This is a genomic window from Arcobacter denitrificans (SeqCode) (assembly GCF_048571185.1).
GTDB lineage: Bacteria > Campylobacterota > Campylobacteria > Campylobacterales > Arcobacteraceae > Arcobacter > Arcobacter denitrificans.
Window position 1 is genome coordinate 208,926 of the sequence record NZ_CP182350.1, and the last position, 25,859, is coordinate 234,784.

At 27.8% G+C, this 25,859-nt stretch carries 25 protein-coding genes; 14 read left to right on the forward strand and 11 right to left on the reverse strand.

What is annotated here, in order from left to right; all coding sequences use genetic code 11:
• The first annotated feature begins 91 nt into the window (after positions 1 to 91).
• From ACNI28_RS01105 to ACNI28_RS01135, 7 genes are read left to right on the forward strand one after another with little or no spacing between them, the layout of a single operon-like run.
• A complete protein-coding gene (locus ACNI28_RS01105; protein WP_419765006.1) occupies positions 92 to 652 on the forward strand; it encodes a UbiX family flavin prenyltransferase in 561 nt (186 codons plus the stop codon).
• The gene (coaD, locus tag ACNI28_RS01110) at positions 645 to 1,139 is read left to right on the forward strand and encodes a pantetheine-phosphate adenylyltransferase (RefSeq protein ID WP_419765007.1); all 495 of its coding nucleotides are present in this window, start codon (positions 645 to 647) and stop codon (positions 1,137 to 1,139) included. The genes ACNI28_RS01105 and coaD overlap by 8 nt, the downstream gene beginning before the upstream one ends.
• The gene (gene tmk, locus ACNI28_RS01115) at positions 1,130 to 1,696 is read left to right on the forward strand and encodes a dTMP kinase (protein ID WP_419765008.1); all 567 of its coding nucleotides are present in this window, start codon (positions 1,130 to 1,132) and stop codon (positions 1,694 to 1,696) included. Before coaD ends, tmk begins: the two co-directional genes overlap by 10 nt.
• Entirely contained in the window at positions 1,689 to 2,912 is a 1,224-nt protein-coding gene (gene hisS / locus ACNI28_RS01120) for a histidine--tRNA ligase (protein ID WP_419765009.1), read from the forward strand. Before tmk ends, hisS begins: the two co-directional genes overlap by 8 nt.
• Complete coding sequence (gene speA, locus ACNI28_RS01125; protein WP_419766435.1) at positions 2,912 to 4,720, forward strand: biosynthetic arginine decarboxylase; 1,809 nt, start codon at positions 2,912 to 2,914, stop codon at positions 4,718 to 4,720. The genes hisS and speA overlap by 1 nt, the downstream gene beginning before the upstream one ends.
• On the forward strand, positions 4,713 to 5,477 hold the full coding sequence (gene cysE / locus ACNI28_RS01130) for a serine O-acetyltransferase (RefSeq protein WP_419765011.1): 765 nt from the start codon (positions 4,713 to 4,715) through the stop codon (positions 5,475 to 5,477). The genes speA and cysE overlap by 8 nt, the downstream gene beginning before the upstream one ends.
• Entirely contained in the window at positions 5,477 to 6,211 is a 735-nt protein-coding gene (locus ACNI28_RS01135; protein ID WP_419765013.1) for a sulfite exporter TauE/SafE family protein, read from the forward strand. Before cysE ends, ACNI28_RS01135 begins: the two co-directional genes overlap by 1 nt.
• Here ACNI28_RS01135 and ACNI28_RS01140 read toward each other — a convergent pair.
• Entirely contained in the window at positions 6,204 to 7,433 is a 1,230-nt protein-coding gene (locus ACNI28_RS01140) for a DEAD/DEAH box helicase (protein ID WP_419765015.1), read from the reverse strand. The two genes, ACNI28_RS01135 and ACNI28_RS01140, sit on opposite strands and share 8 nt — an antisense overlap.
• A 68-nt stretch (positions 7,434 to 7,501) precedes the next feature.
• On the reverse strand, positions 7,502 to 9,985 hold the full coding sequence (acnA, locus tag ACNI28_RS01145) for an aconitate hydratase AcnA (RefSeq protein ID WP_419765016.1): 2,484 nt from the start codon (positions 9,983 to 9,985) through the stop codon (positions 7,502 to 7,504).
• A 99-nt stretch (positions 9,986 to 10,084) separates the two neighbouring features.
• Here acnA and ACNI28_RS01150 point away from each other — a divergent pair, with 99 nt between their 5' ends.
• The 4 genes from ACNI28_RS01150 to ACNI28_RS01165 are packed head-to-tail and all read left to right on the forward strand — an operon-like array spanning position 10,085 to position 16,714.
• The gene (locus ACNI28_RS01150) at positions 10,085 to 12,046 is read left to right on the forward strand and encodes a mechanosensitive ion channel family protein (protein ID WP_419765017.1); all 1,962 of its coding nucleotides are present in this window, start codon (positions 10,085 to 10,087) and stop codon (positions 12,044 to 12,046) included.
• The gene (locus ACNI28_RS01155; RefSeq protein WP_419765018.1) at positions 12,024 to 13,556 is read left to right on the forward strand and encodes a PAS domain-containing sensor histidine kinase; all 1,533 of its coding nucleotides are present in this window, start codon (positions 12,024 to 12,026) and stop codon (positions 13,554 to 13,556) included. The genes ACNI28_RS01150 and ACNI28_RS01155 overlap by 23 nt, the downstream gene beginning before the upstream one ends.
• A gap of 42 nt (positions 13,557 to 13,598) precedes the next feature.
• On the forward strand, positions 13,599 to 16,412 hold the full coding sequence (gene uvrA / locus ACNI28_RS01160) for an excinuclease ABC subunit UvrA (RefSeq protein ID WP_419765019.1): 2,814 nt from the start codon (positions 13,599 to 13,601) through the stop codon (positions 16,410 to 16,412).
• Positions 16,409 to 16,714: a DUF309 domain-containing protein gene (locus ACNI28_RS01165; protein WP_419765020.1), complete on the forward strand. Its 306-nt coding sequence runs from the start codon at positions 16,409 to 16,411 to the stop codon at positions 16,712 to 16,714. The genes uvrA and ACNI28_RS01165 overlap by 4 nt, the downstream gene beginning before the upstream one ends.
• Here ACNI28_RS01165 and ACNI28_RS01170 read toward each other — a convergent pair.
• Positions 16,707 to 17,066 carry a hypothetical protein gene (locus tag ACNI28_RS01170; RefSeq protein WP_419765021.1) on the reverse strand — a complete coding sequence of 120 codons (360 nt, stop codon included), beginning with the start codon at positions 17,064 to 17,066 and terminating at the stop codon, positions 16,707 to 16,709. The genes ACNI28_RS01165 and ACNI28_RS01170 overlap by 8 nt on opposite strands.
• Positions 17,067 to 17,255: 189 nt before the next feature.
• On the opposite strand from ACNI28_RS01170, the gene ACNI28_RS01175 reads away from it, so the two are divergent.
• Positions 17,256 to 18,317: a CNNM domain-containing protein gene (locus tag ACNI28_RS01175; protein ID WP_419765022.1), complete on the forward strand. Its 1,062-nt coding sequence runs from the start codon at positions 17,256 to 17,258 to the stop codon at positions 18,315 to 18,317.
• Here the strand turns inward: ACNI28_RS01175 and ACNI28_RS01180 are convergent.
• Entirely contained in the window at positions 18,314 to 19,009 is a 696-nt protein-coding gene (locus tag ACNI28_RS01180; protein ID WP_419765023.1) for a hydrogenase-4 component G, read from the reverse strand. The two genes, ACNI28_RS01175 and ACNI28_RS01180, sit on opposite strands and share 4 nt — an antisense overlap.
• A 137-nt stretch (positions 19,010 to 19,146) precedes the next feature.
• Here ACNI28_RS01180 and ACNI28_RS01185 point away from each other — a divergent pair, with 137 nt between their 5' ends.
• A complete protein-coding gene (locus ACNI28_RS01185) occupies positions 19,147 to 19,773 on the forward strand; it encodes a tRNA-uridine aminocarboxypropyltransferase (protein ID WP_419765024.1) in 627 nt (208 codons plus the stop codon).
• Here ACNI28_RS01185 and ACNI28_RS01190 read toward each other — a convergent pair whose 3' ends face one another.
• The 7 genes from ACNI28_RS01190 to ACNI28_RS01220 form a co-directional block, all read right to left on the reverse strand.
• The gene (locus ACNI28_RS01190; protein WP_419765025.1) at positions 19,774 to 20,898 is read right to left on the reverse strand and encodes a protein kinase family protein; all 1,125 of its coding nucleotides are present in this window, start codon (positions 20,896 to 20,898) and stop codon (positions 19,774 to 19,776) included.
• An 81-nt stretch (positions 20,899 to 20,979) separates the two neighbouring features.
• On the reverse strand, positions 20,980 to 22,218 hold the full coding sequence (locus tag ACNI28_RS01195) for an L-lactate MFS transporter (RefSeq protein ID WP_419765026.1): 1,239 nt from the start codon (positions 22,216 to 22,218) through the stop codon (positions 20,980 to 20,982).
• An 81-nt stretch (positions 22,219 to 22,299) separates the two neighbouring features.
• The gene (locus tag ACNI28_RS01200; RefSeq protein WP_419765027.1) at positions 22,300 to 22,521 is read right to left on the reverse strand and encodes a cysteine-rich CWC family protein; all 222 of its coding nucleotides are present in this window, start codon (positions 22,519 to 22,521) and stop codon (positions 22,300 to 22,302) included.
• A complete protein-coding gene (locus ACNI28_RS01205) occupies positions 22,518 to 23,435 on the reverse strand; it encodes a class I SAM-dependent methyltransferase (RefSeq protein ID WP_419765028.1) in 918 nt (305 codons plus the stop codon). Before ACNI28_RS01205 ends, ACNI28_RS01200 begins: the two co-directional genes overlap by 4 nt.
• A gap of 92 nt (positions 23,436 to 23,527) precedes the next feature.
• Entirely contained in the window at positions 23,528 to 23,806 is a 279-nt protein-coding gene (gene rbp / locus ACNI28_RS01210) for an RNA-binding regulator (protein ID WP_419765029.1), read from the reverse strand.
• A gap of 162 nt (positions 23,807 to 23,968) precedes the next feature.
• The gene (locus tag ACNI28_RS01215) at positions 23,969 to 24,256 is read right to left on the reverse strand and encodes a hypothetical protein (protein ID WP_419765030.1); all 288 of its coding nucleotides are present in this window, start codon (positions 24,254 to 24,256) and stop codon (positions 23,969 to 23,971) included.
• Between the two features lie 79 nt (positions 24,257 to 24,335).
• Positions 24,336 to 25,286, reverse strand: coding sequence for a polysaccharide deacetylase family protein (locus ACNI28_RS01220; protein ID WP_419765031.1), 951 nt, complete (start codon positions 25,284 to 25,286; stop codon positions 24,336 to 24,338).
• Positions 25,287 to 25,414: 128 nt separating this feature from the next.
• On the opposite strand from ACNI28_RS01220, the gene ACNI28_RS01225 reads away from it, so the two are divergent.
• A complete protein-coding gene (locus ACNI28_RS01225) occupies positions 25,415 to 25,804 on the forward strand; it encodes a hypothetical protein (RefSeq protein ID WP_419765032.1) in 390 nt (129 codons plus the stop codon).
• The last annotated feature ends 55 nt before the right edge of the window (positions 25,805 to 25,859 follow it).

Genomic DNA, 25,859 nt, shown 5'->3' on the forward strand with positions numbered 1-25,859 from the left:
AGTAAACTTAAAAACATAAAGAGCTATTGTTTGAAAATAAAGATTTTTTAAGCTAATATCACTATTTTACACAACAAAAAAAGGAACTATAGTGAGATTAGTTGTTGCAATTAGTGGTGCTAGTGGAGTAAATTTAGGAATAAAGTTTTTAAAACTATTACCTGAAAATATACAGGCATTTGCTGTTATTTCAAAAAGTGCAAAGATTGCTTTAAAATATGAAAATTCTGCTGCCTTAGAAAACTTAAATGCTCAAAAAAATATTACAATCTTCAAAAATAGTGATATTGCTGCACCTATTGCATCTGGCTCATTTAAAATAGACAAAATGGTAATTATTCCATGTTCTATGAATACCCTAGCAAAATGTGCATATGGTTTTGCAGACAATTTAATTACTCGTGCATTTTCAGTCTCTTTAAAAGAAAAAAGAGAGATTTTATTAGCTCCAAGAGAGATGCCTTTTTCTTTAATAGCTTTAGAAAATATGACTAAGTTATCCTCAATGGGTGTTACTATTTCACCACCAGTTTTGGGTTATTACTCAAATAACAGTACAATTGATGAAATGGAAAACTTTATTATTGGAAAATGGTTTGATAGTTTAGGAATAGAAAATAGTTTATATAAAAGATGGAAAGATGATGAATAAAGAGAATAAAGAACAAATATCTTCATACAAAAGCGCCATATATTCAGGTACATTTGACCCTATTACAAATGGACATATGGATATTATCAAAAGAGCAGCAAATATTTTTGATGAAGTTATTATTGCAGTTGCTAAAAGTGAAAGAAAAAAACCTATGTTTTCCCATGACCAAAGGGTTGAGTTTGCTAAAGAAGCTACAAAAGATATTGCAGGAGTTAAGGTTGTTGGATTTGATACTTTACTTGTAGACCTTGCAACAAGCCTAAGTATTACAACTATTATTAGAGGATTAAGAGCCGTTAGTGACTTTGAATATGAGCTACAAATGGGATATGCAAATGCTTCAATCAATAAACAAATAGAGACTCTATATCTTATGCCAACACTTGAAAATGCTTTTGTAAGTTCTACAATTGTTAGGGAAATCATATTATATAAAGGTAAGTTTGAGCACTTAGTTCCAAAAGAGGTTTTAAAATGTATGTAGTAATAGAAGGAATAGATACAGCTGGGAAATCAACACAACTTGATATTTTGTCAAAAAATTTTAATGAAGCAATTTTTACAAAAGAGCCAGGTGCTACTAAGTTAGGAATGAAACTAAGAGAAATGGCACTCAATGGTGAAGCAAAGTCAAAAGTTGCAGAGATGTTTTTGTTTTTAGCAGATAGAGCTGAACATATCGAAGAGGTCATAAAACCAAATAAAGATAAAATGCTTATATCAGACAGGTCTGTTATTTCAGGTATTGCTTATGCTTCAAACTTGCCCATTGAAATAGTTACAACACTAAATTTAATAGCAACAGAAAATACTCTGCCTAGTCACACTATTTTGTTAGAATTAAGTAAAGAAGAGTTAACAAATAGATTATCAAATAAATCTAATGATTCCATAGAATCAAGAGGAATAGACTATTTACTTGATATTCAAAACAGAATGAAGAAAACTATTGAGATGTTAGATTTAAATCATATATTTATAGATGCTAGTTTAAGCATAGAAGAGATTGCAAAAAGAATTGAGGATTTTATTAATGAGTAAACAAAATATTCAAAGCCTAAGAGGTATGAATGATATTTTAGGAAATGATAGTGAACTTTTTACATATTTTATAGAAAATGCTTCAAGAATAGCAAAAAACTATGGCTTTACATATTTAGAAACTCCTATTTTAGAAGAGACTGCACTATTTAAAAGAAGTGTGGGAGAAAGTAGTGATATAGTTAATAAAGAGATGTATCAGTTCATAGATAAAGGTGAAAATGACGTATGTCTTAGACCTGAAGGAACAGCAGGCGTTGTTAGAAGTTTTGTACAAAACAAATTTGACAGAGCTGGTGGAACGTACAAATGGTACTACTATGGTCCTATGTTTAGATATGAAAGACCACAAAAAGGAAGACTAAGAGAGTTTCATCAATTTGGTTGTGAAGTATTTGGCATAGATTCAGTTTATGAAGATGCAAATATAATTATGATGATAAAAGAGATTTTAGATTTCTTTGGAATTGGATTTACATTACAACTTAACTCACTTGGCTGTCCAACTTGTATGCCAACTTATAAAGAAAATCTTGTAAAAGTTTTATCAAACATAAGAACTGAGCTTTGTGATGACTGTAATAGAAGAATAGAAACAAACCCAATAAGAGTATTAGACTGTAAAAATGAAAAATGTCAATCACTTTTAGTAGATGCACCAAAGATTACAGATAACTTATGTGAAAAATGTGATAGTGACTTTGAAAAACTAAAAGAGATTTTAGATTTTAATAATATATCTTATGTCATAGACTCTAATCTAGTACGAGGTTTAGATTATTATTCTCAAACTGCCTTTGAATTTACATCAAATGAAATTGGTGCCCAAAGTGCAATTGCTGGTGGGGGAAGATATGATAGACTTGTAGAATTTTTAGGTGGAAGAGCAACTCCTGGAATTGGATTTGCAATTGGAATAGAGAGATTACTTGAACTAATAAAACCAAAAGAAATAAAAAGTGATACAATCTACTTGGGGGCTATGAGTGAAGAGGCTTTAAATACATTATCAAAAATTGCTATTGAAAAAAGAAAAAAAACAAAAACTGTTATGGAGTACAACTCAAGAAGTTTTGGTAAACACTTTAAACTAGCAGAAAAGCATGGAGCAAATATTGTTGCACTAATGGGAGAAGATGAACTAAAAAATGGAACAATTTATATAAAAAACATATCTACACAAGAAGAAGAAAATTTAAAACTAGAGGATTTTTAATCGTGAATGATTATGGTATTGATATCTGGAGTGATGATAATTTTATAATTGAAGATGGTTTAGCGAAAGTCAATTTTGATGGGAAACCATCATTAATCTCTATTGTTAAAGATATTAGAAAACAAGACTTTAAAGGTCCTTTGCTTTTAAGATTTCCACATATAACAAAAAAACAGATTAATACACTCTATAATGTATTTAATGCAAGTATTAAAGAGTACAACTATAAAGGAACATTTAATGCAGTGTTTCCTTTAAAAGTAAATCAATTACCAAACTTTATACACCCTCTTTTAAAAGAAGGGAAAAAATTTAATTATGGCTTAGAAGCTGGAAGTAAAGCAGAACTTGTTATTGCAATGACCTACAATAATCTTGGTTCTCCAATTACAGTAAATGGATTTAAAGATAAAGAGATGATTCATCTTGGATTTATTGCTAAAAAGATGGGACATAATATTACACTTATTATTGAAGGTTTAAATGAACTTGAAATGATTATTGCTGTTTTAAAAGAGACTAAGTTAGAGTGTCCAAATATTGGGCTAAGAGTAAGACTTCATAGTGGTGGCAGTGGATTATGGGCAAAAAGTGGTGGTATTAACTCAAAATTTGGTCTTACTTCTACTGAAATTCTTGAAGCCTATGAACTTATGGAGGAGACTAATATTGTTGATTACCTTACTATGATTCACTTTCATATTGGTTCTGCTATGAACTCTATAAAACCTCTTAAAAAAGCACTTAGAGAATCAGGACATATTTATGCAGAACTTAAAAACCTTGGTGCAAATAAATTATCCTCAATCAATATTGGTGGTGGATTAGCAGTTGAATATAATGCCTATGAAAGAACAAGATTTTACTCTTTAAGTGAGTTTGCAAATGATGTTATTTTTACTATAAAAGATATTGCACGTCAAAAAGGTGTTGAAGAACCAAATATTTTCACAGAATCAGGGAGATTTATTTCAGCAGCATCAACCGTACTGATTACTCCTGTTTTAGAGCTCTTTTCATCTGAATATGAACTTGATCATTTAAAACTAAAAGAGAAAAATCCTCCACTAATTCAAGAACTTTTTTACTTACATAGGGATATAAAAAAGAAAACTGCATATGAGTACATGCATGATAGTATGGATCATATGGAATCACTTTTAACACTATTTGACTTAGGTTATATTGATTTACAAGATAGATCAAACGCAGAAATACTAACCCATCAAATTATAAAAAAAGCTATATCACTTTTAGAAATTGATGATTATGGAGAGTTAAAAAGACTTGATGAAAATATTCAAGAAAAATATTTATTAAACTTTTCTCTTTTTCAATCTCTACCAGATAATTGGGGTATAGATCAAGAGTTTCCAGTGATGCCAATAACACATCTAAATGAAAAACCTACAAGAAGTGCTTCATTATGGGATATAACGTGCGATAGTGATGGGGAGATTCCCTTCGATGCTAAAAAACCACTTTATTTACATGATATAAACTTAAATCAAGAGGATTATTTCTTAGCATTTTTTAATGTAGGTGCATATCAAGATACATTAGGTATGAAACACAATCTATTTTCACATCCTACAGAAGTTAATATTGTATTTAAAGATGGAAAAGTTGTATTAGAAAAGATATTAGAATCACAAAAGACTATTGATGTACTTGAGGATATTGATTATGATACAAATGAGATAGAAAATATTTTAAGTAAAAACTTAGAGCCTGATATTTATAAGGATTTAAAAAAGTATCTAAATGAAAATACTTACTTAAAAACAATATGGAGTTATTATGAGTAATGAGACAAATGAAGAATTAAATAATAAAGAAGAAGTAGTAGAAACAATGTCACTTTGGCAACAGATAAAAGAAGATTTTGCTGTTCCAAAAGTAAATGACCCTGCTCTTAATTCAAATATTGAACTATTTTTCAATTACCCAGGTGTTTGGGCAGTAATTAATCATAGGATTGCAAATAAACTATATAAGAAAAACTTTAAACTTACTGCAAGAATAATTATGGGAATAACACAATTCTTTTGTAATATGGATATTCATCCAGCAGCTACTATTGGAAGAAGAGTATTCATAGACCATGGGATTGGTGTAGTTATTGGTGAAACAGCAATACTTGAAGATAATGTTCTTATCTATCAAGGTGTAACCCTTGGAGGTGTTAGCTTAAATAAAGGGAAAAGACACCCTACTATCAAGGCAAACTCTGTAATAGGAAGTGGTGCAAAAGTTTTAGGAAATATCACAATAGGAAAAAATAGTAAAATCGGAGCAAATTCTGTCGTAATCTGTGATGTACCCAAAAACTCTACAGCAGTAGGAGTTCCTGCGAAAATTATCAAAAAAGATGATAAAAATGGAAGACTTAACCATGGTGATTTACCAGATATAAATAAAGAGATGTTTGAATATTTACTAAAAAGAGTTGCTGTATTAGAACATGCTGTTAGAAAATATGATGGCATTGATTTGAGCAATGAAGACCATGAATTAGAATCAATCTATAAAAAATTCATTACTGCAATGAATTCTATTAAATAATGATATATGAACTCCTATTATTTGGACTAGTTACTGGTTTTGTATCTGGTTTTTTTGGTGTTGGTGGAGGTATGCTCCTTGTTCCAACACTTCTAATGGTAGGGTTTATTATGAAAGAAGCTATAGCCATATCTGTAATGCAGATGGTATTTAGCTCTATTTTTGGAACTTTTTTAAATAGTAAAAAACAAACGGGTGTTTTTATTGATGGTATACTAATTGGAATTGGTGGCTTTTTAGGGGGACTATCTTCTGGTTTTATTGTAAGTACATTATCCAATGAAACTTTACAATATGTTTTTATTATTATACTGCTTGCCTCTATTATTAAACTATTTATAACACCTGCTGAACATAATAAAGAAGAAAAAAAACATTCAAAATTTCTACTTATCTTAATAGGTGCAGTTGTAGGTATGATAGCCATGAGTATTGGTGTTGGTGGTTCAATTATGATAACCCCAATTTTAGTTGGATTAATGAACTATAATCTAAAAAAAGCTACAACCTTGGGTCTATTTTTTGTAATGTTTTCTTCTAGTGCAGGATTTATATCTCTAAGTTACAGTGGGCATATGCTTTATAGTGAAGGTTTTACAGTTGGTATTGCTTCATTACTTGGCGTTTATTTGGGAATTAAAGTAAAAAACAAAATAAATATTAAATCCTATAAAAAATATGTTCTATTTTTATATATACTGACTTTTTTAATAATGATATATAAAACTATTTAGAGTTTTGTTCTCTTAATTTATCTTTTTTACTTTTTCGTTTTCCCTTTATTGGTGCTTGTCCTTTTATCTTTTTTATAGGCTCTCCTGTTAACTCAAAGCCTACAATTTGTTCCCTTGTTAGCTTTATATCACTTCTTTTTTCAATCAAGGAGAAATGCTCTTTATCTTCATGAGAGATAAAAGATACTGCAATTCCATTTTTCCCAGCTCTTCCGGTTCTTCCAATTCTATGTATATAATCAGCCACAGCTCTTGGTAAATCAAAATTCACTACACATGAGATATTATCTATATGAAGTCCTCGTGCAGCTATATCTGTAGCAAATAAAACTTTTATTTTTTTATTTTTAAAGTCTTCTAAGGTTTCATTTCTCTCTTCTTGTATTAAATTACCATGAAAAGATTCTGCTTCAAATCCATACTTTCTAAACTTAAAAGCTAAGTTATCACAAGAACGCTTACTTGCCATAAAAACTAATACTTGTTCCCACTTCTCATCTTTTATCAAAGTTCTTAATAAAGCACTTCTATTCTCTTTGTTTACTTCTATTACTCTTTGATTGATTGTCTCTACAGTAGTTTGTTCACTTTCAATAGAGATTTCAATAGGATTTTGTGTTATTTTTGATGCAATATTTAAAATCTTGGGAGGATAAGTTGCCGAAAACATAAGATTTTGACGCTTTGTTGGCAGGGATTCTAAAAGAAGCTCTAACTCCTCTTCAAAGCCAAAATCAAGCATTTTATCTGCTTCATCTAATACTAAAAAATCAAGAGTTGATAGATTTATCTGTTTTTTCTTTAAGATATCAAGTAGTCTTCCTGTTGTTGCAACTACAAAATCACACCCTTTTTGTATATCTAAAAGTTGTTCACCTATACTCTCTCCACCAATCACACTTACAACTTTGGGCTTTTTATGCAAATATTTACTAAAAGTATTAAAAGCTTGAGATACCTGTAGGGCTAATTCTCTTGTGGGAGTTAAGACTAAACATCTAATTTTTGCTTTTCCTACATATTTTTCCTTTGCCCAAAGGTTTAAAATAGGCAATACAAAACTGGCTGTTTTTCCACTTCCTGTTTGTGCTTTTGCCATAATGTCTTTATGCTCAAAGACTAAAGGAATAACTTTTTCTTGAATAGCTGTTGCAGTTATATATTCATTTTCTTTAAGTGATATATTTAACTTGTCTGATAAATTTAATTTAGAAAATGACATATATTATAACCCTATTGATAATTTATTTGTACTTTATTATTATTTAGCTTTATTTGACTTATATTTATCTATGAAATCATAGTTTTTAATAAATAGGATAAGATACCACCATTTTTATAATAAATTATCTCTTCCTCATTATCTAATCTAACTTTTAGTTTTGTTTCAATAACTGCTCTATTTGAACTAATAGTTAGATTAGCTAAAGTATTTACTTCTATATCATCTAAAACTATATCAATAGTCTCATCACCTCTTAAGTTTAACACTTCAGAATCTTCATCTTCTAAAAACTCTAAAGGCAAAACTCCAAAAGTAACTAAATCTTCTCTATAGACCTTATCAAAAGATTTTGCGATGATTGCCTTTACTCCAAGAGATTTCATACCTTTTACAGCCCAATCTCTTGACTCTCCAACTCCAAACTCTTTACCAGCAAATATTACCAAAGGTCTATCCCTTTGTTTAAATCTTTGGGAGAGTTCATATATTGAGACAATTTCATCCTCTTCAAAATCTTTTGTATATCCACCCTCTTTTGAGACCATTTCATTTTTTAAATTAACACTATCAAAAATACTTCTAAGCATAATTTCACTATTTCCCTCTCTGCTTATAAAAGAGTTATAATTATATGACTTTATTCCTCTTTCTTCTAAGTAGTTTGAAGCAGATGAATACAAAGCTATCTGTCCTTTAGGTGAGATGTTATCACTACTAATATTATTTCCTAAAATCACTAAACTAGCTGCATTTTTTATCTCTATTTTTTCTATATTTTCATTATCAAAAAAATTTGAAGCTTGTATGTAAGTGGAGTCTTTATCCCAATTATAAGTGGGTGTGTCTTCTACTTCTATTTTTTGCCAATATTCATTACCTTGGAAAATACTTTTATAAATCTCTTTGTATAGACTATAATCTAACTTGTTTAGATACTCTACAACTAGCTCATTATCTGGCCAAATATCATCAATCTTAATTTCTCTATCTTCTACTCTTTCTATACAATCATGCAAAATATTACATTTAATTGTTTTAGCTAAAGTATATACTATTATTAAAGATGAAGACATAATATAACTTGATTTAATAAAAGAGGGAATACTCTCTTCAAACTTTTCACCTCCACAAGAGAGAGAGACTACATTTAAATTGCTATTTTTTATATCTTCTTCTATATTTTTATTGAAGTCATTGAAGTTATAATCATTTTCAACAAGAATAAATCCTAGTCTTTCAAAATATTTCAATAAATCAAGTTTTTCTAAATATATTTTTTCCAAGGAAGAAGTAATCAATAATAGTTTCTTAATACTATCATTAGCTCTTATACCCAATTCACAAGCTTTTTTTGCTATAAGTCCTGCGTGTATTAGAGAATAAGGGTTTGAATTTGAGGATATTATAGCTAATACAATATCTCCATCTTTTAAGTTAATTCCTCTATATTGGACTGGAAAGTTTTTTAATTCATTGATAGTAATTTTTTCATTTGTTTTTTTAGATTCATATATTTTTGCTTGAATTAAATCTAAATTTATCTCAATAGTCTCATCATAGGCTAAAATCTCATTTTTAGAAAATAGACTCTGTTTTTCTAAATACTCTTTTATTAGTTTAGAAAAATCACTATTATCCATAGTGTTATCATAATACTGCAAAGTTCTATCATCTATTGGGAAAAAAGAGGATTTTGCACCATATTCATAAATCACATTTGAAATTGTTAACCTGTCTTCTAGTGTTAGTTCATAAATGCCATCTCCATAAAACTCTACTATTTTTTCAAATAGTGTATACTCTTTTAAACTATTTGTTAGATTTGAAATTAAATCTGATGATGTTACTGTCTTATCTAGTCTTCCTTTTATCTCTACTCCTATTACTTTAGGCAAGTTAAAAGATAAAGGAAATCCAAATATTGTTGACTCAAATTTAACACCTTGCGTTTTATAAGCCAAAACACCTAATGAACTTATTATTTTAGTCTCTGTATTTGTTCCTGCTATTGTCTCTGGAAATAGATAGTTTTTCCCATTTTTTTGTTCTAAGTGAACAATTGTAGATAAGTATTCCAAATTTATTTGATGGCAAATTTGTGAACCAGGAGGAATTACTCTAATATTTTCAAATTTAGTTTTTGCCCATTTTATAAATTTATACTTCTCTTTTATCTCAATATCTTCATCCAAAGAGTCATCAAGTATTATATCTATCATTGCTGTAGGATTTACTTTATTAATATTACCTTCATATCTAGCAAGGATATCTCTCATTGATGCTAAATCAACAAGAGAAGAAATTCCACTAAAATTTTGCATTACAATTCTTGAAGGATAAAAATTTATATTAAGGTTTTTTCTATTTAAAAATATATCAATAATATACTCTATTTCTTCATCATTATTTGATTTTCTTAAATTCTCTTCTAATAATATTTTTAAGCAAATAGGAAGTTCTCTTAAGCTTTCATATAATGAAAAGACTTTTTCTAAATCATAATAATAAAAAATTTCGTTTTCTATTTCAAAGCTATTTTGAATATTCATTATACTAACCTTATAATTATTAATATGTAAAATACCAAATGCTTCTTTAATATTTAATTATGGTACAATATATACTTTATTTTTTTAAACAGGAATCTTATGCTCAATACAAAAAGATACAATTTCAATAATACTTTATTTAGAACTTTTATACTTTTATTACTCTCAATAAACCTTTTTGGAAATACTTTAGCAGTGAGTGATTCAATAAATAAAAGTAATCAAGCTACAAATAGAGTTGATACCAATAAAGTTACTGAAGAAGCAGATTTAAATACAAATAATCAAGAAATAAGTGCTTATGACTTAGGCTTTATTATAAAGCTTATTAAAGACAAAAGCATCAATGCTGATAAACAAATTAAAATAATTGATGATGAAATGGGAAAAATTATTAAAAATATAAATAATGAAATTCCCTACCTTTTTGATGAAAAAAAATATCAAAAAAAAATAAAGTTTTTAAATAGTAAAATAAATGTCAATTCAAAATATGATAATAACTTAGCTGTTTCAAGAGACCTTTTGAAAATATCATTTTTAGAAAATGAAAAGATGTTTGCTCAAACAATAAACTCAATAATTGATGGTAAAAACTCCTTTAAAGATAAAAAGTATTTTGTCACTTTACTTGAAAATAAAATTGAAGAACTGAACAAAATAGATTTAAGGCTTTTTGAAAAAACATATAATCAAATATCTTCACAAAAAGACCCTCTTAGCCTTGAGTTTAATAATGTTTTTGAATCATTACGAACACAAATAAATGCTGATTTACTTGTTTACAACTATTTAAATTCTAATATTAGTGATTTTAGACCAAGTAATTTTATACTTGATGAACTGAGCTTGAAATATATTATAAAACAAATAGATTCAAATAAATATATAAAAAATATTTCTGAAACATTTAACTATTATTTACATATTTCTGTAGGAAAAGTTGTAATTCTTATTTCTATATTTATACTTTTTATGTTTGTTAATAGAAAAGTACTGCCATATTTTGCTGAACTATTTAACCATAAACTATCAAAAAACATAAAAGGCTTAAATAGCTCTATTATAGAGATTATCCCTGCTAGTTTTAGATTTAATTTATCTTTAATTATTTATGTTTTTTCACTTCAATTATCACTTTTTTTACTAATAGATGATGCAAGTAAAGTTAACTATTTAATACCTTGGTTCAATACTGTATATTTAGCCCTATCTTCTTATATGTTTTATAGAATTTTAACAAACTATATAAATGAATCTTCGGATAAAATATTTAGTGACTATCCAAACATGAGAAAAGAGATGGTTGACTTTATATTAAGAATTTTAAAAATATTGATTCTTATATTTATAGCTTTATTTTTATTGGTTCAATTAGGTTTTGATATTAAAGCCATAATTGCTTCACTTGGTATTGGTGGTATAGCAGTTGCACTTGCTGCAAAAGATACACTATCTAACTTTTTTGGTTCACTAAATATTATTACAGACAATTCATTTTCACAAGGAGATTGGATAGAAGCTGGAAATGTAGAAGGAACTGTAGTTGATATTAGAATGAGAACTACTAGAATTAGAACCTTTGCAAATGCAATGATTACTATTCCAAATGCCCAATTGGCAAATATACCTATTTTAAACTGGTCAAAAAGAATTATAGGTAGAAGAATCAATATGTCTATAGGTATAACATACAGTAGTAAAATGAGTGATATTGAAAACTTGGTGAATGACATTAGAGAGATGTTACAAGAGCATGACTCAATTGCCACATCAAAATCAGCAACTATTGATAAAAAGCCATATTTACTAAAAAAAGAAGATTTGATAGGTGTTAAGAATAATCTTTTAGTCTATATTGATGAATATGCAAATAGTTCTATAAATATTTTAGTTTATTGTTTTAGTAGAAGTCCTATGTGGGAAGATTGGCTAGAGACAAAACAAGATGTTATTGTAAGAATCTCACAATTAGTGAAGAAAAACTCTTGTTCATTTGCATTCCCTACTCAAACTATACATTTAGAAAAGGAAGAGTTTGACAGAAAATCCATTGATTAGTTCAAAGTTATTTTTTAACCTTATAAATCAAGCAAATGACTTGATTACAATATATAACATGAAAGAATCTACTATTATATATGCAAATAAAAAGTTTCTAGATACCTTAGAATATACTATGGATGAACTTTCTACCTTAGCAATTGATGACATAAGAGAAGCAATTGATGAAAAAGATTGTTTAAATGAAATTTTACTTCATGATAAAATAACAACTTATTCTAACTTTTATTCAAAGAGTAAAAAAAAGTTTATCCTAGAATCAAATATACAACACCATAGTGAAGATAATATTGATTATATGATTTGTATTTCAAGAGATGTTACAGAAAAACTTAAAAAAGAACAAATACTAAAAAATGAGATAGAGTCAAATATACATAAGTTAGAAAATCAAAAAATATTTTTAAATACTCTACTTGATAGCAACCCTACTTCAATTTTTTATAAAAGCAAAGAAGGTAAATATTTGGGTTGCAATAAAGCTTGGGAAAAATTAACTGGTATTAAAGTAGATTCAATCATTGGAAAATCTGTTTTTGATATTGCCCCACTTGATATTGCTCAAATCTATCATGAACAAGATGAAAAAGTATTTAAGCTTGAAGAAAACCCACAAGTATATCAATCAGAAGTTTATAATAAAAACTTAGATAAAAGATTCAATGTTGTATTTTATAAGTCTGCATATTTTGATATAAATGGAGATGTTTTAGGACTTATTGGGGTTGTAATAGATACTACTGATATAACAACTCTTGAAGAAGAGAAAAAAGAAAAAGATAGACTTTTATATCATAAATCAAAAATGGAAGCTATGGGTGAAATGATTGAAAATATTGCACATCAATGGAGACAACCTTTATCTGCAATAACAACTTCAGCTAGTGGAATTAAACTACAAAAAGAGTTTGGTACATTGAGTGATGAGAACCTAATAAAATGTATAGATATTATAGTTGATACATCAAATCATCTATCAAGTACTATTGATGATTTCAGAAACTTTTTCAAGCAAACAAAAGAAAAAAATACTTTTAATATAGAAGAGCCATTTAAAAAAGCATTGAAATTATTATCAGCTCAACTTGATAACAAAAATATAGAACTAATCAAAAACATAGATAATATAGAAATAACATCATTAGAAAATGAACTTATTCATGTTATTTTAAATATTTTAAATAATGCCATAGATGCTTATGATAATTTCGATGAAAAAGAGTTTGATAAAAAATATATCTTTATAGATTGTTATAAAGAAAATGATTTTTTAAATATAGAAATTAAAGATAATGCAAAAGGTATTAAAGATGAAATTATAGATAGAATCTTTGAACCATACTTCACAACAAAACACAGAAGTGATGGAACTGGAATTGGTCTTTTTATGACTCAAGAGATAGTTCACAAACACTTAGGTGGTGATATAGAAGTAGAAAAATTAACCTTTAAATATGATAATAATATATACACAGGTTCAAAATTTATAATTAAGCTTGAATTATAACAGCTTTTATATAAACAATTTACAATAAACGGATAGATAAAAATGACAGATTCAATAAAAATATATAATGCAAAAGAAAATAACTTAAAAAATATTAATTTAGAAATACCAAAAAACAAACTTATAGTTTTTACGGGACTTTCAGGAAGTGGTAAGTCTACTTTAGCCTTTGATACACTTTATGCTGAAGGTCAAAGAAGATATATAGAGTCTCTTTCTGCATATGCAAGACAATTCTTAGATAAAGTTGGTAAACCAGATGTTGAAAGAATAGAAGGATTAACTCCTGCAATTGCAATTGACCAAAAAACAACTTCCAAAAATCCAAGATCAACTGTTGGAACTATTACTGAAGTTTATGATTACTTTAGACTTTTATATGCAAGAGTAGGAACTCAGCACTGTCACAAATGTGATAAACCTATTTCTAAAATGAGTGCTTCTGATGTAATAGAACAAGTTCTAAACTTGCCAGATGAATCAAAAATAGTAATTCTTGCACCCTTGATAAATAGAAAAAAAGGTTCTTTTGCTGATCTTTTAGAAAGTCTTAGAGGTAAAGGTTATGTAAGAGCCATGATTGATGGAGTAATGGTTAGACTTGATGAAGAAATAGAGTTAGAAAAAAATAAAATGCACACTATTAAAGTAGTAATTGATAGAGTTGTTGTAAAAGAAGAAAATAAAGATAGAATTGCTCAAGATGTTGAGAAAGGCCTAAAAGAGAGTTTTGGAGAACTTGAAATCGAGATTTTGAATCATGAAGAAGTAGGAGTTGAAAAACACAACCACTACTCTGAACATATGGCCTGCTTTGATTGTAAAATCTCTTTTGAACCACTTGAACCATTAACTTTTTCTTTTAACTCACCTAAAGGTGCTTGTACATCTTGTGATGGCTTGGGAATTAGATATGCTTTAGATATGAAAAAAGTAATCAATGAAAGCCTTAGTATTGATAATGGTGCCATTAGGGTTATTTACGGATTTAATAAAGGCTATTATTTTAAGATGCTAAAAGCTCACTGTGAAGCAGCTGGAATTGATACAGCCGCTCCTTTTGATACCTTAGAAGAACATCAAAAAAAATCAATACTTCATGGTGGTGTGGAAGATGCAGTATTTATCTGGAAAAGACACAAACTAACTAGAAAATGGGAAGGTATAGTTAAAATTGCCTATGACATGATAAAAGATGAAAAAGATTTAGGTGAATATATGACAGAAAAGTCATGTAGTGATTGTGGGGGAAATAGACTAAAACCCTCTTCTCAAGCAGTTAAAGTTGCAGACAAAACTATTTCTGAAATCATTACTTTGCCAATTGAAGATTCTTACAAGTTTTTTCATGATGAAGATAACTTCAAATACTTTTCAAATCAATCACAAATGATTTCTGCTCCTATTTTAAAAGAGATAAAAGAGAGAATCTTCTTTTTAAATGATGTAGGACTAGGATATATAACCTTAGGAAGAGATGCCAGAACAATTAGTGGTGGTGAAGCACAAAGAATTAGAGTAGCTTCACAAATTGGTTCAGGTCTTACAGGAGTTATGTATGTACTAGACGAACCATCTATTGGACTACATGAAAGAGATACTAATAAACTAATCAAAACACTACGTGCCTTACAAGAAAAAGGTAATACTGTTATAGTAGTTGAGCATGATAAAGAGACAATTGAAGCTGCTGATTATATAGTTGATATTGGACCAAATGCAGGAAAGTATGGTGGAGAAATAGTATTTGCAGGAACATTAAAGCAGATGATGAAAGCAAAAACCCTAACAGCCCAATATCTAACTGGAAAGAAAAAAATAGATTATGTACATAATAGACCCCAAGAAAAATTTATTGAGATTAAGAATGTAACAATAAATAATATAAAAAATCTTGATGTGCAAATTCCACTAAAAAACTTATGTTCAATCACAGGAGTAAGCGGAAGTGGCAAATCTTCACTTATCTTACAAACTCTACTTCCAGTTGCAAAAGAGCTATTAAACCATGCAAGAAAAGTAAATAAGGTAGATGGTGTGACAATTGAAGGACTTGAAGAACTTGATAAAGTTATATATCTAGACCAGTCTCCAATAGGACGAACTCCAAGAAGTAATCCAGCAACTTATACAGGACTTATGGATGAGATAAGAACACTTTTTTCTAAAACAAAAGAGGCACAACTAAGAGGTTATCAAATAGGAAGATTCTCTTTTAATGTAAAAGGTGGAAGATGTGAGAAGTGTCAAGGGGAAGGTGAGATAAAAATTGAGATGCATTTCTTACCAGATATTATGGTTAAATGTGATGAGTGTCATGGAAAAAGATATAATGCTCAAACCTTAGAAATACTATATAAAGGTAAATCAATCTCTGATGTACTTAATATGAGTGTTGATGAAGCTATTGAGTTTTTCAAAAAAGTTCCTAAAATATTTGCAAAACTAGAAACTTTACAAAATGTAGGTCTTGGATATATTACACTAGGACAGAATGCAGTTACACTAAGTGGTGGTGAAGCACAAAGGATAAAACTAAGTAAAGAGTTAAGCAAAAAAGACACTGGAAATACTCTTTATATACTTGATGAACCTACAACTGGGCTACATTTTGCAGACGTAGATAGGTTAACAAAAGTACTACACCATCTTGTTGACTTAGGAAACTCTGTACTTGTAATTGAACACAATCTTGATATTATCAAAAATTCTGATTGGGTTATTGATATGGGACCAGAAGGTGGAAGCAAAGGTGGACAAATAGTAGATATAGGAACACCTGAACAAATTGCAACAAATCATAAAGATTCTGGGTCATATACAGGGTATTATTTAGATAAAGAACTTAATTCTTGAGTATAGAAGAGTTTATATTAGCTGTAAAAGAGGAAAGGTTTGTAGAAGCCCACGAACTTTTAGAAGTTGAGTGGAGAGGGTATAAAAAAATAGAAGAAAAAAGTAAAGCTAAAGCTATACAAGGACTTATAAATGGTGCAACGGCATTAGCACTTTTTAAAAAAAATAGATATGAGGCTTATGAAAAAGTTTGGAAAGTATTTAAAAAATACAATCACCTTTTAGAAAACTTAGATAACAATAAAAAATATTATGAAGCTAGTAGACTATTAGAGTTAAAAAATAGTTCTATAACTAGCTAGCCTCATTTTCCTTTGCACTTAACATTAGCGCTTTTAATCTCATCATCTCATCAGTTGGATATTGAGCTTCAAAATCTCCTCTTTGAACTTTAACAAAAAAATCTTTTGATTCTGCGTTATAACCAAAACTCAAATTAGTTAATGTAACTTCATTATAAGTTGAAAAGTCACCTTTTTTAACTTCTTCTTTTGGGTTAACTTCATTGGCTTTTTCTTTGTGTACTTCTAAAACCTCTTTGGCTTCCCTATCATTATCAATTTTTTTGCTAGGATCGATTTCATTTACAATTTCGCGTATTTTAGCACTATCCATTTGAAACTCATTCAATTGTGGTATGGGACCAAATTCCATGATAACCTCCTTTAAAATTGATTTATATCTTTATTCACTATTATACATCTTTTTGGATATTTTTGTCAAATATATACTATTTTTAAAAAAAATTTGGTATCATACGAAGTTAATTATATTAAAAAGGAGCAATATCTTGGAAGATACTTCCCAGAGGAATAACTTAAATTTACACACGAGTAGGATTATATGGAGTTACTAATATTTCTATTTGTTATAGTTATCGGTGTTTCGTTTTTGTGCTCAATTCTAGAGTCAATTCTACTTTCTACAAATGTTTCTTATATTTCTATCATAGAAAAAGACAATCCAACTGCTGGAAAACTTTTAAAAACTTTAAAGCAAGATATAGATAAATCAATAGCATCAATTTTAATTTTAAATACTATTGCAAATACACTTGGAGCTACTGCTATTGGTGTTCAAGCAGAATCAGTATTTGAAGGTGATTCAACTTTAATTATTGTAGTTTCGATTTTTCTAACATTTATGATACTTTTTGTTGCAGAAATTATTCCTAAAACTATTGGAGCAGTATATTGGAAACAATTATCACCACTTGCAGCAATAATTATTAGGTTTTTTATTATCGTAACATATCCAATTATATTGATTACACAATTTGTAACAAAAAAGATTTCAAATGGTGATTTTTCAAGTGATTCAATTTCAAGAGAAGAATTAATACACTCAACACTACTAAGTGAAGAAGAAGGAATTATTGGAGATTTAGAATCTGATATTATTGAAAATACCCTTACTATACATAGCATAAAAATAAAAGAGATTTTAACACCACGGTCAGTTATGTATGCAATTGAAAAAAATACAAGAATTAAAGATATTTTGGATGATAAAAGAACCTATAAATTTTCTAGAGTTCCAATATATGATGGTACTATCGATAATATGGTAGGTGTAGTTCTTACTAAAAAAATATTTAAACAAGCTATTAAAGATAGTGAAGTTACAATAGATACTATTATGACTCCTGTTTTTGCATTAAATGAAAATATTCCCGTTTCAAAAGTTTTAAATACATTTATCAAAAAAAGAGAACATATGTTTGTTGTACTTGATAACTATGATCAAACAGAAGGTATAGTTACCCTTGAAGATTGTATTGAAACACTACTTGGATTGGAAATCATGGATGAATCAGACACAATTGCTGATATGAGAAAGCTTGCTTTAACAAAAATGAAAAACAAGAGAAAAGAGAGAGAAAAAAAAAGAGCTAATATAGTTTAGCTCTCTTTTTTATCTTCTTCTTTTAAAGCTTCAGCTGGAGTATCTCCAAGCTCACTAGAGTCATTTTCTTCTTTATCTTTATTTAATAGTTCTTCAATTTTTTTATCTACTTTTTCCAAAGTTTTTTCTTGTGTTAAGTAAGATATTTCAGGAAGTTCTCCTCCCCAAAGTTTTTCAGCTTCTTCAAAACCTTTTACAAGACCTTTTCTTGATTCTTTTAAAAGCTCAACATCATTATTACTAATACCAATCGCAAAACTTGAAACTCGGTCTGAAGTCTGTTCTACACCAAAAAAACCTTCATCTGAAACTAATTCTTTAGCTTCATCAACAGTTAATTGTGTAATTGGTTTTCCAGTATAGCCTATATCTTTTAAATCTAGGCCATTCGAAGCATCTCTACCATCTAAAAAATGGAAAACCTCTTTATTGTTAAAGATACTGTGTAACATGTCTTGGGCTTCGGTATTTGTTTGCACAAATTCTAAGCTTCTTACTTGCACATAAATCTGCATGCTTTGCATCGAAATAGATACATTCACTGCTTGATTATTTATATCATTTTCAGAACTATTTTCAACTTTTGGTATGTTTTTATTGATATTAGTATCAGTATTGCTATCTATATTTTGATTAATATTAGAATTATAAGCTGATAATGAGCTCATTTGAACACTGTTAATACTATTCATTACACACCCCCTACTTTATTTAATATTACAATCTTATCTTTACAATTCTTAATCCTAGCTTAATCGGATAGCAATATATCACAAAAGTCCTTTATTTTTATTAATTCTTTTATAATAAAGTTACATTATAATAAGAAATGGAAAATATTAGAGAATATTGTTACGAATGTAATAGAGCAAAAAAGAGTTGTGTGTGTAGTTTTATAAAGCCTTTTAGTACAAAAACAGAGTTTATTTTTTTAATGCATCCAAAAGAGTATAAAAAAACAAAAAATAATACAGGTAAGATAACCCACCAATCACTTTTAAACAGTAAGATTTTCGTAGGTATAGATTTTTCACAAAATAGTGAAATAAACTCAATAATCAAAGATTCAAGAAAAAGTTGTTTTATTCTTTATCCAGGTAAAGATTCTATAAATTTAAATAATAGTTATATTGAAAGTAAAAAACAAAAAGTAATTTTTCTTATTGATTCTACTTGGGCTTGTTCCAAAAAAATACTCAAATCAAGTACAAATCTAAGCTCTTTACCCAAAATAAGTTTTAATTATGAAAATAGTTCTGCTTATGAGTTTAAAAAACAGCCCTCTGATTATTGTTTGTCAACTATTGAATCTACATTAGTTATTTTAAAACTCTTAAATAAACAAAATATAGAAAATATAAAAAAAAGTTCTCTTGATAATTTTTTAACTCCATTTAATAAAATGGTTGAATTTCAAATGGAAAAATCAAAAGAAAAGAGTATTCGATATAAATAGTTATGTGGTTTTAATAATAGATATATTTTTATTTATGTGATTTATATCATTTAAAGTAAGAATAAACTTATCATCTAGGACATTTAACATAAATTTAATCTCTGCATTGGTAAAACCTTCTGCTTCTTTATCTTTTATATTAATACCTTTTTCATCTATCTTTACTCTTTTTAGTTGACCATTTTTATTTTTTGGATAATAAACTATTCCATAAGTCTTTTGATTTATCTTTTCTATACTTACAATTACTTTATCATCTTTAACTTCATACTTATAATCTTCTACAAGTTGTCTAAAATCATCTATTTTGATAAAACCAACATAGAGTTTTGTGTATATATCAAAGTATAAGTTTAAATCTCCACTATTAAAAAAACCTAAGTCTACACTAAATCTTTTATTTGACCTTGCTGTATAAAGTATCCATTTTAGTGTTTGAAAGTATTTAAAGTTTGAGTGAGGGATTGTATTTGCTTCAACATATTTTGCATCTTTTTTTTCACTTGGGAAAGTGATCTTTTTTTCTCTTTTTTTAGCAATTAGCTCTTTTAATAAGTTTTCATCATCAAAATCTTTAGTAACCCAAATAGTACAATAACTAGGGAAGTTATTTAGTCCTACAGAACCTTTTGTCAAAACAATCAAAGCTTTTACTTCAAGATATGGAAAAAGTACTTTTAATAAAGCTTGTTTTTTAAATAATCTTTTATTTAAACTAGCAGTCTTTTTAGAAGTACTCATCTCTACAAAATATATCTCTTTTTTTGTAAAGAAAAGTGCATCAAACTCACTAATATCTTTATATGAAGCCTTATAAACTATTTGATTACTATTATCTATTAGAAGTCCACTCTTATTTTGACTTACATCTCTTTTTTGATGGGGACCTTTTAAAATAAACTTACTTATTTCTGGTGCAGTTTTTGCATACTCTAAAAGAAGTTCATAAATTATATTTTCATAAACTTCACCTTTAAAACTACTATAAAAGTGCTCTAACTCTTCAGTAGGTCTTTCAAAATATGCACTTAATCTTTTTATATCATATTTATAGCTAAATAGGTTATCTTTTATATTTGTTACATTTAAATTTTTTACATCATCAGATATTAGAAATTGACTCACTACACCACTTGTTATTTTATTTAATTTTATTATAACAAAAGAGTTCTATTTTATAAATTAAAAATATTTAAATACTATTTATTAGTATTTACTCTTTCTTATTTTATTTATATTTAAAAGCATAGCCAAAGATATAACTAATGCCACCACAAAAAATCCTGCAAAAACATAAAGTGTCTGAGAATAACTACCTGTCATATCTTTTACAATAGATATAATTAAAGGACCAACTAAGCCAGCAGCTGCCCAAGCTGTTAAAATATATCCATGAATAGCTCCCAACTCTTTTGTTCCAAAGATATCTCCTATATATGCTGGAATTGAAGCAAAACCACCACCATAACAAGACATAATAAAATATAAAACAACTTGGAATATAATAACTTCTGTAATTGAAGGTAACATATAAAAAGCGATTGCTTGTGTAAAAAAGAAAATCACATAAACTACAGGTCTAGTTAAATAATCAGACAAAGAAGCCCAAACAATTCTTCCTGCCCCATTGAATATACCCATAAGTCCAACAGCAGCCGCTGCTGCAAGTGCTGATATACCAACTACCTCTTGTAATAAAGGAGAAGCAACACCAATAATAGCTATTCCACAAGTAACATTTATAAATAACATCAACCAAAGACCATAAAATCTAGGAGTTTTTAAAGCTTCACTTAGTCCTAAGTTTGCTAAGTCCTCTTTTATTTTTTTCTTACCCTCTTGCAGTTTTTTCTTAAATTTTTCAGGCATATAATCTTTTTTTGGAGCTTGTAAATATAAAGCAGACAAAGACATTATTACAAAATATATAAACCCTAGTATAAAAAAGGTATTAGAAATACCAACTTTTTCTATTAGTATTTTAATTGTTGGTCCCCAAATAGCCGAAGCAAAACCAAAGCCCATGATAGCAAGTCCTGTTGCCATACCTCTTTTATCAGGGAACCATTTAACTAAGGTTGATACAGGTGAGATATACCCTATTCCTAAGCCACAGCCACCTAATACTCCATAAAAGAAGTATAATAAAAGTTTTGACTCCATCATAATGGCAAGCCCAGAAGCCATAGTTCCAATACCAAAAAAAGCAGCAGCAATTAGTGCTGAAACCCTTGGACCATTTTTTTCAACAAATTTCCCCATAAGCGCAGCTGATAATCCCAAAAAGAAAATTGCGATACTAAAAGCTATTGTTACATCAGTAAGGTTCCAAGACATTTGCATTTGTATTGGTTTTACATATACACTCCATGCATATACAGAACCAATACAAATATGAACACCTACAGCAGATAATGCCATGAGCCAACGGTTTTTTTTAGCCATTATAATTCCTAATTTTAATATAATTTTGAAATTTTATTATAAGCAGATGAGTTAAAAATAAAAAATAAGAGTTAAATTTAACTATTTAGTTAAATTATACTTTTCAATAAATAGTTTATTATTTTCTTTAAAAGATAATATACACTTTTTACAAATACAAGATTTCATTCTTTTATCTTCAGGAATCAAAACTCTAAGTTCAATTGGTACTTTTATACTATTGCACCAGCAGTTATTATTTGGTATATTTGCTTCACATAAATTGTCATTGCCACAAAAAGGACATATTTTTTGATTTGTCAAATTATTTCTCTTTTGAAAATCATATTTTTAAGTGTTTTCTCTTCATTATTTGTAGGAAAAGTTTCTAGATTATCTAATCTTTTTTCATATTTAAATTCAGAGGCTAGATTTGCAAACAAGTCTTTCATAAAACTGGTATCTAACTCTGGAGCATTTAAACATGATAAAACAGTACAAGTAGGACTTGATAACTCATGTAATCTTTTGATTATTTTTTCATAATCTTTACTTACAGCAAAACTTCCTTTTTGAAAAGATGGAGGGTCTATAATTATAATATCATAGGGAGCAAACTTTTTGATTCTACTCCATGATTTTAAAATATTATATGGTAAGAACTTCACTCTTTTTGTATCGAGATTATTTATTCTGTGATTCTCTCTACCTACACTTAAAGCACCTTTTGACATATCTACATTTACAACTTGTGAAGCATCTGAAGCTATGGCTACTACTGAAAAAGCACAGGTATAGGAAAAAAGATTTAGTATGTTTTTATTTTTTGATATTAAAGATATAAACTCTCTACCTGCTTTCATATCTGGAAATAAGCCAATATTTTGATTTGTAAAATTGATATTATATTTTAAATTGTTTTCTTCTATATATAAATTGTTTGGCAAGTTTCCCTTTAACACTTCACAAAAGTTCTCTTTTTGATACCTTTTTTGTAAAACTAAGCATTTAAACTTTTTCTTTTCACAGATTTGCTCAAAAATCTTTTTCAAATCTTTTTCTAAGTCTTCATCAATAGCTTCAAATAGAGTTACAAACAATATCTCATCTAAGCTATCAACACATAAATAATGAAAATCTTGATAATAGTTTCCCCTTCCATGAAAAACTCTTTTAAACTCTTTTGAATCATCTTTTAAATTTAATAGTATTAATTCTTTCAATTCATCAATAGTCATAATTGCCTTTGTATTTTAAAAAAGTTGGGGAGGAAGTTAGTAGAGGTCTATATTTTAAAAAGGGTAAATACCCCTTTTAAAAAGTTTTTAGATTAATATCTATTGTTGAATTCTCTTCTTGGTCTCTCTTCTTTTGGTTTAGCTTCATTAATTCTTAAAGTTCTACCATCAAATTCTTTACCATTTAGTTCTTCAATAGCTTTTGACGCTGCGCTATCATCATCCATAGAAATAAAACCAAAACCTTTTGCTCTACCTGTATCTCTATCTGTAATTAATTTTACACTACTTACTTCTCCATATTGAGAAAATAAAGTAGTTAAACTCTCTTCTGTTGTACCGTAAGACATGTTACCTACATAAATTTGCATTTCTTCTTTTCCTTTAAATATGTATATTCTAATGATTATTATACATACTTAAAAACATAAATTTTACGGTTAGTATAAAGTCATTAAAAAATATACACAATTATACAATAAAAATTTTAATTTTTAACACTTTTATGGATTTTTCTTAATACTAATATGTTTTTAACTTAACTCAACACCGCAATTATCGCAATTCTTTCTAAACCAACCACGTCCTGGAAAACTTCCACACTTTGGACATTTCCAAAAGAACAAATAGTAAATACCATAAATAACAAATCCAAGAACAGAGATATTAAACCAAACATCCTCGCTATATCCAAATAATTCATCTAAACCTTTTACCGTAATTACAATACTAGGTGCTAGCAAAATAAAAAACAGTGCAGCAATCAATTTAGCTTTTAATATAACTTTTGCAAACTCTTCTTTTATATTCTTTTGACTCATCAAGGTCCTTTTTATTTTTTATTATTATATTTATTATCACTTAAAAGTAGATTTTAAAGTAATAATTTATGTATTAGTTCTATTTGTCTGTTAATAAAGAGTTATATATAGACTTAAAACGATTTATATTGGGTTGATTATTAATCAATTTTTCAACTCCCTCTTTTTCATTTAAATTTCCGTGTATTAAAATAATATCACCATTACTTACTTCTTTGTCTGATTTTACTAACCAATTATTTGTACCAAGTGGTATAAGTGAGAACTCATAAACTAAAGAGTTTATGAGTTTTTGATTTGATATTAAGCCAGGCAGTCTAAATAGTATAGAAGGAGTTAGATTATTTAAAATCAATAACTTTTCCACTTCAATAACTTCTTCTCTTAAATTAGTTTTACTATTTAGCATAAAATTCTTTGATAACTTTTCTATAGGGTTATAGTAGTGGTTTTTTGAATGATTTATCCATGTTATATCAAGGTTTTCATTATGTATAAGTGAAAAGAACTCTTTTTTATGATCTTTTACCCATCTATAAGTAATAGCAATAGATATTGGGATTTTTTTATTTATCTCTGTTGATTTTAAATACTCTTCAAATAACTCTTTTTCATAACCTTTTTTAGAAGATGGACACATATCAATAGTAAGATATATTTCATTTTTCTTCTTATGTAGACTTTTATTTATACCTGCATTTGATAAGATGGAACTATTTTTAAACACTTTTGCAACTAATTTTGAGTAGTTACTATTTGATAAGATTGATTTGCCACTTTTTTTTAGTTTTTCTTTTTGAGTATTTGAGATAATCGAAGTTTTTAAGCTATCTAAATTTATAAGTAGAAAATATGAGTTTTCTTTGTAAGTATAAGACCTAAAAATCATAAATCTATTTTTACCTTGAGTATAAAACTCTTTTTTTACAATATAGTTTTTTATTTGTGAAGTATCAATTTGAATATCTGCATTCAATGGTATAAAAAACACGACAAAAAATATCACAAAATAAGTAAAAAAACTTTTCATACTTTTCCAATAGAATAATTTTAAAGATTATAGATAAATAAAGATTAATTTCTTTTATATAATTATAATTTTATGATTCGTAAAAATAACTAATTTTTTGATAGAATGTATACATAAAAGGAATTTTTTTGAACAAACCACTTAATCTTTTTGCCATAACATTTGTTGCTATTATTAGTATTTACTTATATGTACTAGGAGAAAATAAAACTATACAAATCATAAAAGATGAATATCTTTTTATCTTAGGTCTTATACCTATTGGCTTTGTATTCTTATATTTTAAATTTAAACTAAAAGGTTATGAGATAGTTAACTTTACACAAAATAACAGACCCTCTTTACAATCAACTATTCTGTTTTTTCTTATCTTTCAAGTTGTAGATTATGTATCAGAAGATGGATTTATTGGTATGATTTCACAATGGTTTATGTATTGGATTATGGGAATAATTGCTTTACTTCTAATGGAAACAATAAACTACTATAAAAACTACAAACAACTACAAAAAATTTAATCATTTACTTTCCAAGCTTAATATTATATACTAAATAATTAATATGTATAAGAAA

Excerpts from the sequence above, each read along its gene's own strand:
- ACNI28_RS01220 (WP_419765031.1), bottom strand. The coding sequence starts at position 25,286 with ATGAAAAGTTTTTTTACTTATTTTGTGATATTTTTTGTCGTGTTTTTT.
- ACNI28_RS01185 (WP_419765024.1), top strand. The coding sequence starts at position 19,147 with ATGGAAAATATTAGAGAATATTGTTACGAATGTAATAGAGCAAAAAAG.
- coaD (WP_419765007.1), top strand. The coding sequence starts at position 645 with ATGAATAAAGAGAATAAAGAACAAATATCTTCATACAAAAGCGCCATA.
- ACNI28_RS01150 (WP_419765017.1), top strand. The coding sequence starts at position 10,085 with ATGCTCAATACAAAAAGATACAATTTCAATAATACTTTATTTAGAACT.
- rbp (WP_419765029.1), bottom strand. The coding sequence starts at position 23,806 with ATGCAAATTTATGTAGGTAACATGTCTTACGGTACAACAGAAGAGAGT.
- ACNI28_RS01205 (WP_419765028.1), bottom strand. The coding sequence starts at position 23,435 with ATGACTATTGATGAATTGAAAGAATTAATACTATTAAATTTAAAAGAT.
- acnA (WP_419765016.1), bottom strand. The coding sequence starts at position 9,985 with ATGAATATTCAAAATAGCTTTGAAATAGAAAACGAAATTTTTTATTAT.
- uvrA (WP_419765019.1), top strand. The coding sequence starts at position 13,599 with ATGACAGATTCAATAAAAATATATAATGCAAAAGAAAATAACTTAAAA.
- tmk (WP_419765008.1), top strand. The coding sequence starts at position 1,130 with ATGTATGTAGTAATAGAAGGAATAGATACAGCTGGGAAATCAACACAA.
- ACNI28_RS01180 (WP_419765023.1), bottom strand. The coding sequence starts at position 19,009 with ATGAATAGTATTAACAGTGTTCAAATGAGCTCATTATCAGCTTATAAT.
- ACNI28_RS01135 (WP_419765013.1), top strand. The coding sequence starts at position 5,477 with ATGATATATGAACTCCTATTATTTGGACTAGTTACTGGTTTTGTATCT.
- ACNI28_RS01175 (WP_419765022.1), top strand. The coding sequence starts at position 17,256 with ATGGAGTTACTAATATTTCTATTTGTTATAGTTATCGGTGTTTCGTTT.
- ACNI28_RS01170 (WP_419765021.1), bottom strand. The coding sequence starts at position 17,066 with ATGGAATTTGGTCCCATACCACAATTGAATGAGTTTCAAATGGATAGT.
- ACNI28_RS01140 (WP_419765015.1), bottom strand. The coding sequence starts at position 7,433 with ATGTCATTTTCTAAATTAAATTTATCAGACAAGTTAAATATATCACTT.
- cysE (WP_419765011.1), top strand. The coding sequence starts at position 4,713 with ATGAGTAATGAGACAAATGAAGAATTAAATAATAAAGAAGAAGTAGTA.
- ACNI28_RS01215 (WP_419765030.1), bottom strand. The coding sequence starts at position 24,256 with ATGAGTCAAAAGAATATAAAAGAAGAGTTTGCAAAAGTTATATTAAAA.
- ACNI28_RS01195 (WP_419765026.1), bottom strand. The coding sequence starts at position 22,218 with ATGGCTAAAAAAAACCGTTGGCTCATGGCATTATCTGCTGTAGGTGTT.
- hisS (WP_419765009.1), top strand. The coding sequence starts at position 1,689 with ATGAGTAAACAAAATATTCAAAGCCTAAGAGGTATGAATGATATTTTA.